The sequence below is a fragment of the Paenibacillus sp. lzh-N1 genome (assembly GCF_002872435.1).
In the GTDB taxonomy this organism is placed as follows: Bacteria; Bacillota; Bacilli; order Paenibacillales; family Paenibacillaceae; genus Paenibacillus; species Paenibacillus polymyxa_C.
The window spans coordinates 3,764,577-3,779,924 of sequence record NZ_CP025696.1 but is presented as its reverse complement, the minus strand read 5'-3'; the positions used below and the strand labels follow the sequence as shown (position 1 = coordinate 3,779,924).

Sequence of the window (15,348 nt, the reverse complement as noted above, 5' to 3'; positions counted from 1 at the left end):
CTCCTAGCTGTATGAAATAGGACGAATATCGTGTCGGCAATTTACGAGTGTAATTGCTTGAACAACTGATCGGCCTGCTCAACATTTAATTCACCTTGCAGCACCTTCTGGATCAACGCTTGCATGGGCTGCGTAGAAGTTGACTCTACAGGCACTTGATTTGAGGCTTCCGCCGATTTGCTTAATTCCTTTGCTAAATATCTGGAAAATTCTTTAATGTTAGGATAGTCATACACTCTGGTTGCTGAAATAGAAGTTCCAAACCGTTTGTTCACGTCCTGTACCCACTCTACGCCTATGATAGAATCCAGTCCCATGTCGATAAATTTATCGTCCCGGCCGATGTCCTTTTCGTCCATACTCAAGGATTTTGCAAGACTTTCAATTAGTTCCTTCTCCAAGGCATCAACCCGTACAGCCGCAGGCCCATTAGCAGATCGCTTGACCTCATCCTTGACAGCCAGTTGCGGTGAGGAAATGATAGGTTTAGGTTGCGGCGGAGCCGGCTTCACTTCTGCGGGCTTGGCTGCCTTTTTCGGTGTATCGGCTACCTTCTCGATGTCAGAAACTGAGCGCAGCAAAATACCCTGCGGTTTTTCAGGTACTTTCGCCAATGTCTGTACCTGCACATTATCATCGACAGCAGGAGGACTGAAAACAGGCTTTTGTGCCGGGATATCAACTTCAAGAGGTTCCATCTTGGTCTCCTTGGACTGGCTTCCGAACGTAGAGATCCAATAGCTCTCTTGAGCAAATGGATAGGTTGGCAGACTCATTCGACGAGGTCTGGCCTTTCCATAAAGCCTGTTCCAATCGAATAACAAGCCCTGAACCCAAAGCTCTGCCAGCTTTGTATACTTGCCCTTGCTTATCCAGACATCCACCAACTGTTCCATGTCCTCGTCTGCTTCAAGAACAGTCAGAATATCTTTATTTTTCTTTACCAGACCCGAATAGAGTCCGTCGATATCCTCATTCCCCGCCAGGAAGCTCTCCAGCTTTCCTTCAAGCTCCCTCGTAGACTTAGCTAAGACTGCTAACCGTTCTTCCATAGCTTCCCGTCCTACCTGAAGGGTAAATGCTATATCCTCCAAACTGGCTTCTGCGTATTCCGGTGCTCTGAGTGCAAAAAGCAATCTTTGTACCTGCTCGTACAAACGCTCTTGATTTTTGGCCGACAGCACGACCATGGCCGGGTTTTGCAATATCACGGCAGCTTGTCTAGTCTCCTGCATCTTAGGGATGTATTCCTCAATAAGCACATGTGCGTTGGAGCCTCCGGCGCCGAAAGAAGAAATACCTGCAATTCTCGGGTATTCAACGGTCTTTCCATTTATAGTGACGATCGGTCTTTTCCACTCTTCAAGCTCCTGCTGAACTATAAAAGGGCTATTGCTAAAGTCGATGTTCGGGTTGAGTATGTTTGAATGCAGCGAAGGTGCGATTTGTCCGTATTTGAGCTGAAGGAGCACCTTAGTCACTCCAGCAATCCCTGCCGCACTCTCACAATGCCCTATATTAGATTTTGCCGATCCAATGGCGCAGAACTGCGTGTCTTCCGTATATTCCCGGAAAACCTTTTGCAATCCAGCGATTTCAATAGGATCACCTAAAGATGTCCCCGTGCCGTGTGCTTCAATGTAACTGATTGTTCTGGGGTTTATTCCGGCTTTCTTAAATACCCTCCCAATCACACTGGCCTGCGCCTTGGGGTTCGGAACTGAAAAGCCATTGGTCTTCCCGCCGTGATTCACAGCGGTTCCCTTGATGACCCCGTATATGTGATCGCCGTCTGCAATTGCTTTGGTCAGCGGTTTGAGCAATACGGCCCCTACGCCTTCACCCGGCACATACCCATCTCCGCCTTCTCCGAAGCTTTCGCACCGACCCTTGCTTGATACGAATCTTCCCTGCCCAAGCATCAGGTATTTGTTCGGATGAATGGAGACATTGACACCGCCAGCAATGGCAAGCTCACACTCATCTTGCTGTAAGCTCTGGCAGGCTAGATGAATGGTCGTCAATGAGGATGAGCACATCGTATCCACGGCCATGCTTGGCCCGTGGAAATTACAGAAATAAGAAACTCGGTTTGCAATGGAGGCCGGATTCCCTGGTACGGCAATCATTTTGCCTCTAGCCTGCTCCTGCGCCCCATAAAGCTGGTATTCTTCATACATAACTCCGACAAAAACGCCTACATTCCTTTCCAAACCAAGCCCTTCTCGTGTATAGCCTGCATCCTCGATCGTTTCATAGACGCATTTTAGGAACAAGCGCTCCTGTGGATCGATGATTTGTGCTTCTCTAGGAGAGATGTTGAAAAACTTCGGATCAAATTGATCCACGCCTTTGATAAAGCCACCCCACTTGCTGTAAGCTTTTCCGGATTTGTCCGCTTCCTCGTCAAAGTGTATGCTGTGATCCCAACGCTCTTTGGGAATTTCCGTAATGCAGTCCTTTCCATTGCGCAGATTGTTCCAGAATTCCCCAACATTCTCCGCCTCAGGATACATGCCCGACAAGCCGATAATGGCAATATCCCCCGTACCGCCTACTGTTTCCGGCTGCGTTTGGAATTTTTTCTGATCCAGTAATTGTGTCTGAGCCGGCATTTCACGAGCTTCTCTTCGGCTACTGGAAAGTGGCCTTCCTGGGCTATCCTTCACAGTAGAAGACGTAAACGCTTGGACGGCGTTAACCTCTTCCTCCATTCCAAGCAGTTGAATCAGCTGCTTCTGGTGAACTTCAAGAAAATATTGGGTCAGCTCCCGGATACTTTGGTATTCAAAAAACAACGTTTTGGGTAGTGTTCCGAATGTTTTCTCCAGTTCACGTGTCAGCTGTCTGATCATAATAGAGTCAATTCCATACTTCTCCATAGGGGCATCGACTTCAATTTGCCTTGCCGGCAGTCTGATCGATGCAGCAAGCAGTTGCTTTAAATAATTTGCCGCTTTTTCGGCAAGAAAATCTTGTCCGATTCCTGACTCCTTTCTGCTCTCCATAATCATAGAGGAGGCATCTTCAGCCTGATTCAGGGATGGCTGCTGCAAGAGCGTTTCTCTGAGCTGATTGGCACGCCCTTCCAATACCATGACTTGATCTTTTCCGGAAGCCAGACTTTGGTACAAAGCCCTCATTCCTGTATCGGTCTCCATAGCAAACATCCCCATTTCCTCCATGATTTGTTCCGTTTCTCTATCAATACGCATTCCGCCTTCTTTCCACAGCGGCCAGTTGATAGAAAGCGTCTGCCCCTGACGTTGCTTCTGTTCTACAAGCGTATTGCGATATCTGGCATAGGCATCCATAAAGGCATTGGCAGCAGCATAGTCAGCCTGTCCTATATTCCCAAGGCTGCCGGCAACAGATGAATACAGGACAAAAAAGTCTAGCGGAAGATCCTTGCAGGCCTGATCCAGATTCATCAATCCTGTAACTTTTGGCGCCAATACTTTCTGCAATTCCTCCCCTGTTTTTTTTATAATGAAATTATCGCTGGTCACCCCAGCGCCGTGAACAATTCCGTCCAGCTTCCCAAACTCTTCCTGAATATCCCGGATCAAATCCTCAACCGCTCTTTTATCGGCGACATCGGCCTGTCGAAATACGACTCTTGCTCCTAGAGCCTCTATTTCCTCAATCCTTGCTTTGGTGTGACCGCGAAGCACAGATCGTCCAACGAGAATTAAAAGGGCATCTTTGGTCTGTCGTGCCATTTCTTCAGCCAGAATCAAACCAAGACTACCTGTTCCTCCGGTAATCAAATATACCCCTGAGTCCTTCCACGGAATACGGCCCGCTTCCCACGAGGATTGGATTTCTGTCCATGCGGCTGCATATCGTCTGCCCCACTGATAGCGGATATGTGTATCCATGGAGTTGCGGCTATTTTCTTGCAGGATATTTATAAGACCTGCTGCATCTTCCTCCACATCCACTTCGATCAGTTGGCCCACCAGTCCGGGATTCTCAAGCCGCGCTGTTTGTAAGAGTCCGTAAAGTCCCGAGTATACCTGCCTGTGATCCTGTACCGGAATGACAAGCTGAATCAATGTTTTGTGTTTGGATTGGGTTTTAAGCACATGTTGAATTTGCTCAAACACCTGAGCTGCATAAGTTCTAAACCGTGCATCCATGCTTTCCTCTTCGGATTGCAGGATGAGACAATGCACCCCGTTCATTTGTGATTCAATCATTTCCCCGGAAATAGGTACTGGTTCACATAGAATTACCAGATGCTGCTGATAATTAGGTGCTGTTCCTCTCGGGGCAGGCGCTTGCTCTTCCCATACAGGCTCAAGCATCAAAGTCTCAGGTATCGTCAATTCATCTGATTCCCCTGATCCCCTAGTTCCTCCTTCTGCAATTCGTGATGAGAAGCCCTTCATGCTTACACAAACATTCCCCTGCACATCGCACAAATCAATATCGAGCTTTTGCACTGGACCATCCTGTCTGCTGCCTTCACGATAACGGACCCAAGCCCACATCTCTGATGTGGAGCCGCTAAACACCTCAAGCTCTTCCAATGCAAATGGTAAAGCTGGCTTTATAGAAGCTTTACCGTCAGACATGAGGTCTCCGCCTGTGCCCATAATCAGGCCTATGGACGCCTGCAAAGCGGAATCCATCAAGCTAGGGTGCATCACAAACTGTCCCATGGTCTGGTAAACAGAAGAAGGCAAGGACAACTTGGCAAGTGCCTGACCCACGCCGGTATATATCTTTTCAATTCCTTGATGTCCCGGCCCATAGGAAACCTGCATCGCTGCAAACGCCTCATAACACTGCTGGGATGAATAGGTACCTAGATTGCACTGCTCCAGCAAGGCTTCAATATCTATGACAGGAATCTCGGCCAACGGAACAATCGCTGCGCTGCCTTCGCTATGCACAACTAGCTCCGTGTCCACTGATTCAGACTTGCTGTAGATTTCATAGGCAATTTCTCCGCCATCTTGCGGATAAAGCCCGATATTTATAGCAATCGGCCGCTCCTCAGCTACCACAGGCCGGAGCCATAATACATCTTTTAGACGAACAGAAATCCGACTTTCTTCCAGAGATGTAGCGACTTCCTCTACAGCCGCTCGCGCCATTTCAAGGTAGGCCACTCCAGGCAAAAGCTTCTGTCCCTTGATCACATGATCAGCAAGGAAAAATTCTCTTCCCGTAAATGTGGAGCTGAACTGAAGTCCATAAATATCGGACGTATTTCGCTGAAGCAAAGGATGAATGATGGCTGACGTCTCCTGCGTCGGCCCAACATTGTTTGCTCCGCTCAGCTTATTGGTATCGATTATGCAATAACGTTCCCTGGCAAAAGGATAGGTAGGCAGGCTAATACGGTTCGGCTTATTCTTTCCGTACAGCACGTCCCAGTCAAAAACCGCGCCTTTTACCCAAAGGCGTGCGATTTGGGCATAGTCGCTTTCACTAACTAACGCCTCAATCGTCTCGGCCGCACCCTTTTGTGTTTCCCGGTCTCTATTTTCTTCTCTATAGCGTTTTGCCTGCCCAACATATAAGCTATGGATACCTTCTCGGCCTTCCACAAACCCCTTTAGCTTCTCCTCAAGCTCGGAGAGAGAAACTACAGTGAAGGCCAAACGTTCTTCCATCGCTTCGCGTCCCGCCTGCAGGGTATACGCTATATCTCCCAGACTGCTGTCTGTGAACTGGCGCACCCGGATTGCAGCCCGCAATTGCCGTGCCTGATCTTGCAGCTGTGCTTCAGTCTTGGCTGACAGCACAACAATAGCTGGCTTTTGGGTAGCGAAGGTAACCGGCTCTTTCTTCTGATTTTCCGAAAAATACTCCTCGATGATCAAATGGGCATTGACACCGCCGAATCCAAAAGAGCTGACCCCCGCTCTCCGAGGAATATTTTTCCCAGAAGCATCTTGCTGCTGCTTCCATTCCCTCGTCTCCTGAACGATATAGAATGGACTGTCTTCAAGTTTGATATAGGGATTCATTGCATCGCAATGAAGGCTTTTAACAAGTTTTTTATGCTTCAACTGAAGCAGCACTTTGATGACACCGGCGATCCCAGCAGCCAATTCCAGATGTCCGATATTGGTCTTCACCGAACCTAGGCCACAATGAGGCTCTTTGATCCCAGGTCCCTTTATAGTCTCATAAAGCTCTTTAAAGGCTGCTTTCAGTCCGTTAATTTCAATTGGATCGCCCAATTCGGTGCCTGTCCCATGGGCCTCAATGTAAGAGACTGTTCTTGGGTCGATACCAGCTTTTGTATATGCATTTACCAGCAAATCCGCCTGTGCCCTCGGATTGGGGGCTGTCAGAGAATTGGCCCGGCCTCCGTGATTAACGGCTGTACCCCGAATTATGCCGTAAATATGGTCTCCAGCCTTTTCTGCATCCTTCAGCTTTTTCAGGAAAAGCATGCCTGCCCCTTCACCGCGCACGTAACCGTTGGCTTGATCAGAGAAGGTTTTGCATCGGCCATCCTCACACAGCATCCCTGCTTTATTGAAGCTGATATGAAGCTCAGGTGTGATAATTACATTGACACCACCTGCAATTGCCATTTCGCAGCTTCCATCTTCTATAGCCTTTACTGCCCGGTGAATGGCCACCAGTGAACTGGAGCAAGCTGTTTCGACAGGCTCGCTCGGACCATGAATATTAAGGAAATAGCTCATACGATTGGGTCCCACCGACGGCGCCATTCCACTGGAGGAGTATGCCTCGACACCCACATTTCCCTGATAGATCATTCCGCTATAGCCGCTATTTGCGGTTCCTGTAAAGATGCCTGTACGGGTTCCAGATAGCCCTGCTGCCTGAATCCCAGCATCTTCAATCGCCTTCCAAATATAAGTCATCAACAGGCGCTGCTGCGGGTCCATGAGTGCGGCTTCCCTCGGTGAAATTCCAAAAAATAAAGGGTCAAACTCATATATCCCGTCAATAAACCCGCCCCACTTGATGTTTGTTTTATTGCTCTCATCCGCAGGGTCACCGTAATATGCCTTCCAATCCCAGCGATCCTCAGGTATTTCAGTGATACAATCCCTGCCTTCCTCAAGATTTTTCCAAAACTCATCTACATCCCGGGCCATGGGAAAGACACCGCTTATGCCTACAATTGCAATAGGTTCAGAACCCGCCTGGGTCTGTTGCGGCATAGCTAGCACATTCTTGTTTGCAAATCGAAAACGCTGGCGTCTACTGCGGATGCAGTCTTCCCTATCCTCCTCTTCATTCTGCACAGAAGGCTCAGTCCGGGTCTGGACGACAAACTGCTCACCAAGCAAGGTGGCATATTCGTCCACTAAATACCTGCAGAAGTCATGAAGTGTAGTGTATTCAAAGAATACGGCAGGTGTCAGCTCAAGTCGGTACAAGTGATTGATGTTGTTGGCAAATTGCGTGAGCAAGATGGAATCAAAGCCATACTCACTCAGTTCGACATAGGCATCAATATCTTCAAGTTTGACTTTCAGCAATTTCGATACCGCCTGCATCATGGCGGTCTGCACCTTGTCCAGCAGGTCCGGTGCGGCATTACTTTCAGTAGAAATTGCTGAAATAGTTGCTGAAGCACCCGCCACCTTTTCAAGCTGTCTGGTTTCCGGAATTGCTATTAAACCTACTGTTCTTTTCATTTTTTCGAGATTGCCTTCCATCACCATAACCTGATCAGCACCCGTAAGCATGGCACGGTACAAGGCCTGAATGCCGGAAGAAGTTGAAATACTGCCCATGCCTGTGTGCTGTTTTACCAGCTTCTCCGTCTCCTCATCAATATGCATCCCGCCTTCTTTCCATAGTGGCCAATTGATAGATATCGTTTGTCCCTGGCGCTGCTGCGATCCTGTCAAAGCGTTCCGGTATCTGGCGTAAGCATCCATAAAGGCATTAGCGGTAGAATAGTCCGCCTGTCCCTGATTGCCCAGTCCTCCGGCTACCGACGAAAACAGAATGAAGAAGTCAAGAGGCAGGTTCTTGCTCGCCTGATCCAAGTTCACTACCCCTAATACTTTGGGAGCGAGAACCTCCAGCATTTCCCCGCTATTTTTTTTGAGTATACGGTTGTCACGAATTACTCCTGCGCTGTGAATGATGCCATTCAAGCTTCCGAATTCTGCCTCAATTTCCCGAATTAAATCAGTCACGGCCTGCTCCCGGGACACATCGGCCTGCTTATATGCTATTCGTGCTCCTAATGACTCCAATTTCTTTATCTCTGCCCGCTTGCCCTCATCCAGTACGGACCGCCCCGTTAAAATCAACGCAACATTATGAACTTTATTTACAATCTCTTTGGCAAAAATAAGTCCCAAGCCACCAGCACCACCGGTAATGAGGTATACTCCGTTCTCCTTCCACGGGATGTCTGCCATTTCCGGAGAAAACGGAACCTCGTTCCAACTGTAAATCCACCGTTTGCCTTTCCTATACCGGATCTGGATGTCTTCAGGACTCCAGCTGTTTTCTTTTAAAATATCTATGATTGCACTCGGGACCTCATCCTGTTCAAGTTCTATCAACTGTCCCACCAGTTTTGGATGTTCTATTCTGGAGGTTTTTAAAAGACCCGAGAGCCCTGATACAAGCTGCTGCTCCTCCTGGTCGTTAGTGACGATCTGGATTAACACCTTGCCATGGTTTTTTTCGCTAAAAATTCTTTGCATCAGCTCAAGTACCTGAACGGCGTAACGCTGGAACTGTTCCCCGATTCTGTTTTGATCAGGTTGCAATAATATACATTGTGCGCCGCTTATTTGAGCTTCTACTTGTTCACAGGAAATCCCGGACGGCTGGCAAAGGATCACGACATGGCGATCATACACAGGTAAATCACCCTCTATGGTAACTCCCTGCTCTTTCCACACGGGTTCAAGCATCAAGGTACCGGAATTGGACTGCGCGTCTATGGAAATAGACTCTATATCCAAAATTCTTGATGAATAACCCTTTATTCTCACGCAGATCTCTCCGGTTTCGTCGCTCAGGTCAATATCTAGTTTCTGTGCCTTATCTCCCGCTTTACCGTCTGCACTGTATCGAATCAGCGCCCACATGGTGGAGCTGCAATTTTTTATAATTTCAACTTCCTGAATGGCATACGGCAGAGCGGGTTTAGTCTCGCCAGAGCCCAGCGTCAAGCCTATGGATGCCTGCAAAGCGGAATCGATCATGCTTGGATGCAAGACAAATTGGCTTTGAGTGTCAGAGACTGAGGAGGGCAATGATAGCTTCGCCAGCACCTGACCTTCTCCCGCATATACCATCTCAATCCCCTGATGCCCGGGACCGTAATCAATCCCCAAATCTCTGAAAACGCCATACAATGCTGTCGGATAAAAGCTTCTGCTGCATGTATCCTGCAAATCTTTTATATTCAATGCTGGAACCTCCACCTCCGATCTCCGTACCGCATTGCCGTAGCTATATATCATAAGCTCTGTATCACCGGCTCCGTTATTTCCATAAATCTCATATGAAATCTCTTGATCTTCATTCTGGAAAAGCCCGATATGCAACTGTATTGGGCCATCCTCTAGGGTAATAGGTCGTGCCCAAACCACATTTTTAAGGCACATTCCGACCAGGTCGCCCTCATCCGTCCCTAGTGACTGCTCCACTGCCGCCCGCGCCATTTCAAGGGATGCAGCCCCAGACAGCACCTTGCGACCATTTACTACATGATCCTTCAGGAAAAACTCCTGACCTGTAAAAGTCGAGCTGAATCGCTGTTCCGAAAAATCGGAGGTGTTTTGGTGCAGCAAAGGATGAAGTGCAGCCGCAATGACAGAAGTCGTACCTTTGCCTGCCTTATTGTCTAGCTCGGGCGCCCAGCACCGTTCTTTTGCAAAAGGATAGGTGGGTAGACTAATCCGGCGAGGCTTGATGTCCCCATACAGCTTGTTCCAATCCATCGTTAGACCCTGTACCCACAGCTCCGCAATTTTTTCTAATTTTCCCTTCCTGATCCAGGTTTCAAGCAAGGATTTGGCATCTTCATCTGCCTCAAAGAGCCCGATCCCGTCTTTGCCCTTTTTCACCTGAGCCGTCAGGACTCCAGTTGGCAGATGATGATGAATCAATCCATCCAGCGTTTTTAGGAGATTCTCTTTTGAATCTGCCACAAAAGCCAGACGATGGTTCAGCGGCTCACGGCTCACCTGTAGCGTATACGCCATATCAGCCAAATTAAGATTTGGCTGATATGCAATAAAGTTTCTCATGTTTTCGGCATAGGTTACTAATTGCTTCTCATTTTTGGCAGACAATACGAAAAGAACGGGACTATGCGGTTCGTCGTCTGCTGGTAATTTTCCAACCTCAGGACGATATTCTTCAATAATAAGATGGGCATTGGTACCGCTAAAACCAAAGGAGCTCACTGCGGCACGTCTTTTGTTCCCGCGAGAAGGTTCCCAGTCCTTTAATTGTGTATTTACATAAAATGGAGAATCATCAAAATCAAAATGTTCATTCGGATTCTTGAAATTCAGTGTCGGTACCAGTTTCTTATGCTTCATGCATAATAGCACTTTTTGTATGCTTGCTACGCCTGCTGCTGCCGAAGTATGCCCGATATTACTCTTTACCGAGCCTATGGCACAGAACTTCTTCTGATCTGTTTTTTCTTTGAAAGCTGTGGATAAAGCCTCCAATTCAATAGGATCGCCCAGCTTAGTGCCTGTCCCATGCATTTCAACATAGCTAATACTTTCGGGTTCAATCTGATACTTATTGTATATCTCCTGCTCAAGCTCTATTTGGCTGTTTGCGCTCGGCGCGGTAATTCCATTGGTTTTTCCATCCTGATTGATCCCAGTTCCGATAATAACCCCATAGATGTGATCCCGGTCAGCTTCCGCATCCTTTAGCCGCTTCAGAACCAGCACCCCTGCTCCTTCGCCTGGAACAAAGCCGTTGGCACTGTTGTCAAATGTCTTACACTGACCATCTGGTGATAACATTCCCGATGCAGACATACCTATATAGGATTCTGGGGTCAGGTATAAGGACACACCGCCGACCAGCGCCATTTCAATCTCTTTATTTGATAAAGCCTGGCAAGCAAGGTGAGTAGCCACCAGCGATGAGGAGCATGCCGTATCCACAGATATGGCAGGTCCTTTCAGATTAAGAAAATAGGAAATACGTGCCGCTGCAATAGCGTTGCTATTCCCGGTAGTATTGCTGAACTGTGCTTCATTCTTGTAGCGCATCATACTATACTCATTATTTAAAATGCCAAGATAAACGCCGCATTTTTTATTTCCCAACTGCGAGCCGCTATAACCTGCATCCTCAAAGGCTTTATAGGCTTCTTGCAAAAAGATGCGCTGTTGCGGGTCCATCCCTTCCGCCTCGGTAGGAGATATATTAAAAAATAACGGATCAAAATATTCGATATCCTTCAAGGCACCCAGCCACTTGCAATTTACTTTCCCCTCTTGTGCCGGACGCGGATCATACAACGGGTCTACGTCCCAGCGGTTCTTCGGGATTTCAACAATGGAGTTTTGACCCTGAGCGAGATTTTTCCAATATTGCTGTACATCTTCGGCACCAGGATATCTTCCCGAAATCCCGACAATTGCAATTGCATCTTGATTTTCCGAAGTTGCTGACACTGATTCCTCTTCTGCTTTTATCCGACGCAATGGCACCGTTTCCGCTTTAGGCAACTGCGCTGGAGAGCATTGGATCGTGTCTGTTCGCGGCAAATGGACTTCTGCTATAGGTTTGTCCGTGCCTGTGACTGTGTCCAAGGGCTGCTGAACGAAGCTTTTCTTACCCTCATGCTTATTGATTTCTTGTGCCAAAAACTCGGTAAATTGCAGAATAGTCGGATAGTCGTAGACCTTGGTAGCTGCAATGGATGTGCCGTAACGCTTATTCATATTTCGAATCCATTCTACGCCTATAATCGAATCCAGTCCGATATCAATAAAGTTTCTATCTGCCTCAATCTCGCTTTGCTCCATGTACAAGGCTTCAGCTAGGCTTGCCGTCAGTTCTTCCCGTAATTGCTCTGTAGAGACACCAGACGGAGTTGTGCCGAATTGCGGCTGCTTTTCAGGCGATATCGGCATTAAATTAATCTGAAGTGAGGCCTCTGTCTGCTTATCCGTTTCCAATGATACGAGCGGCGGTAAATGCTTCGCAGGTGCCTGATCTGGAATAGACGCAGCAGAAGACGGCATGATTAATTCGGCCACACGATCGCCCAATTCCTTTTCTAAAAATTTACTGAACTCCCGTATGGTCGGATAATCGTAGACTTTTGTCGCTGTTATGGATGTGTGGTAGTGTTTATTAATGTTTCGAATCCACTCTACGCCTATAATGGAATCCAATCCAAGATCAACAAAGTTTTTATCCTCATCGATCTCGTCCCGATCTATATATAAAGCTTGCGCCAGACTTGTTGTCAGCTCCTCCTGCAATATTTCTGACGATATGGATAGGGCAGGAGCCACAGGCGTCTGTTCTTCCGTCTTTTTGTCCTTTTCTGATGTAGGCATTACCCCTTCCGGAGAAGTTAAAATAATCGGAGACCCCTGCTGGTTGGCAGACTTACTAAGCTGCGGCTGACTGTCCGACAAATTCCGTAAGGAAATCCCGCTTGGTTTTTCAGAACTACTGGAAAAACCGGATAGCATTAAAGCTTCAGGAGGTGCAGGCTCCATCACTTGAGATTGAACATGAACTGCTTTTTCTTGAGATTCACTAGGGATTCTTTCTACAGATGGGATCGTAATATCCGTGATCCAATACCGCTCCTTTGCAAAAGGATAGGCTGGCAAGCTTATTCTCTGCGGCTTGGCATCTCCATAAAGCATGCTCCAGTCCATCGCCAGTCCCTTCACCCAAAGATCTACAATCTTCGCATATTTCCGTTTCCCGATCCAGGCAGCGATCGTTTTTTCCATATCTTCATCTTCTATCAGTGCGGACAGTGCCTCTTTATTTCGCTTGACCTGTCCTCGGTACAGTTCGGATATCCCATCGTGGCCTTCTAGAAATCCTTCCAGCTTTTCCACCAGTGCTGGCATCGATTCGGCAATTACCGCCAGGCGTTCTTCCATTGCTTCACGTCCTACCTGAAGCGTGTAGGCTGCATCAGCCAGATTGCTTTCTGTGACCTCTCCTTTCCCGATCACGGACAGCAATCTCTCGACCTGCTGTTTCAGTCGATCCTCATTTTTGGCCGACAACACAATAATAACGGGGTTGTGAGCTGTCACACGGATGGGCGCCTTCTCTTCTGGAACGTACTCTTCAATGATGACATGGGCATTGGCGCCTCCTGCTCCAAACGATGAAATCCCAGCCATTCTCGGGTATTCCCGTGTCTCTCCACCGAGCTCAACCACCGGCCGCTTCCATTTCTCCAGCTCCTGCTGTACGACAAACGGCGTCTGCTCAAAAGGAATGTTCGGATTCAGTTCCTGGGCGTGCAGGCTGGGAACCAGCGTCCGGTTTTTCATCTGCAGGACAATTTTCCCAATCCCTGCGATACCCGCTGCCGCCTCCAAATGTCCGATGTTGGACTTCACAGAGCCCATGGCGCAAAATCCTTTGTCTGCCGTATCCTTCCTGAAGGCCTGGGTCAGACCAGTTACTTCAATGGGGTCTCCCAGTTCTGTGCCTGTTCCGTGAGCTTCAATATAGCTGATGGTCCGGGCATGTACCCCGGCTCGCTCTAGTGCTGACCGGATCAGCTCCCCTTGAGCAGTCGGGTTAGGCACTGTATACCCGTTGGTCTTGCCTCCATGGTTGATGCTCGTTCCCCGGATGAGCGCATGGATCGGGTCTCCATCTGCTATCGCCTTGGACAGCGGCTTCAATAGCACGACCCCCACGCCTTCTCCTGGGACAAAGCCGTTGCCTCCCTTTCCGAAGCTCTTGCACTGTCCGTCTATGGACAGCATCTGGTTCGCGCAAAGTCCGACATAGCTCAGCGGATGCAGATACAGGTTCACTCCTCCTGCCATGGCCAGCTCGCATTCTCCGCGGTATAGATGCTCACACGCTTCATGAATCGCGGTCAACGAGGACGAGCACATCGTATCCACTGGCATGCTCGGTCCCTGCAAATTGAACAGGTACGAAATTCGGTTGGCTACCGAGCTAAAGGAAGTGTGAGGGAATATTTGCGCTCCCTTTCTCCATAGATCAAGACCGTACAGATCAAATCCTGTTTTGGTAATTCCCGCAAATACACCTACCCGGCTGTTATGTCTTACTGCAAGCTGTTCTCTGGTGTAGCCTGCATCCTCCATCGCTTCCCAGCAGGCTTCAATGAACAGCCTTTCCTGAGGGTCCATACTGAGTGCTTCCCGCGGTGCAATATTAAAAAACAGTGGATCGAATTCCGCAAAGCCTTCGATAAAACCGCCCCACTTGCTGTAACTTTTGCCATGCGCAGCCGCTTCTTCTTTATCAGGCTGAAAGAATCCTTCCAGCGACCAGCGTTCCTGCGGGATTTCGCCGATACAATCCTTCCCTGCTTTGAGATTTTCCCAATATTCGTTCATGTCCTTCGAACCTGGATACTTGCCTGCCATACCAATGATGGCGATCGGTTCACATGTTTCCTCTGCGCCAGACTGCACATAGCTTCGAACTGGCTTCACGTAGCTTCGGGTAAGCTTCGCTGTCGCCTCTTCCGCAATCGTTTGTTCCGCAACTGGCGCGCTTTCTTCTTCGGCACACTGGGTTGCCGCAGTCGTTTCCTCCACCAGCTGCATGTCTGGACTCATTCCGACCCACTGCATGCATTCCAGTGCGTATTCCGCCACTAAATGTTCTGCCAGGGCACGCAAGGTCTGGTACTCATAAAACAGCGTCTTGGACAGCTCGCCAAAAGATCCTGCCAGCTTGGCATTCAGTTGGGTAATCATGATGGAATCAATCCCATAGCGCTCTAGCGGTTCATGAGCTTCAATGCTACCAACGCTCAGCCGGGTCACCTCTCCCAACAGCGCCTTGAGATGATGCAAAGTTTTATCGTAAAGTAAGGCCGCATCCAGCTTCGGCGCAGATGCCTGTATCGCACGGATACTGATATGCGGAACGGATTTCGTCAGATAGGCCTCGATTTTCTCGGGTTCTCCTTCCATGACCATCACCTGCTCCTTGCCTGAAGACAGACATTGGTACAACGCCTGAATGCCCGACTCGGTTTGTAGGGTCGTAACGCCCATGTTCTGTCTCATGAGCTTTTCCGTGTCCTCATCGATCCGCATCCCGCCTTCTTTCCACAGCGGCCAGCGAATGGATAGTGTTCGACCCCGTCGTTTCTTGGCTTCCACCAGGGTATTTCGGTATGCCGCATACGCGTCCATA

At 48.5% G+C, this 15,348-nt stretch carries 1 protein-coding gene (cut by a window edge); it reads right to left on the bottom strand.

The window, feature by feature from the left end:
• Positions 1-41: 41 nt before the first annotated feature.
• Positions 42-15,348, bottom strand: partial view of an SDR family NAD(P)-dependent oxidoreductase gene (locus C0638_RS17125; RefSeq protein WP_102163660.1) — the 3' portion only. 4,451 nt of this gene lie beyond the right edge of the window; 15,307 of the gene's 19,758 nt are visible here — the last part of the coding sequence; the start codon falls outside the window, past its right edge; the stop codon is at positions 42-44.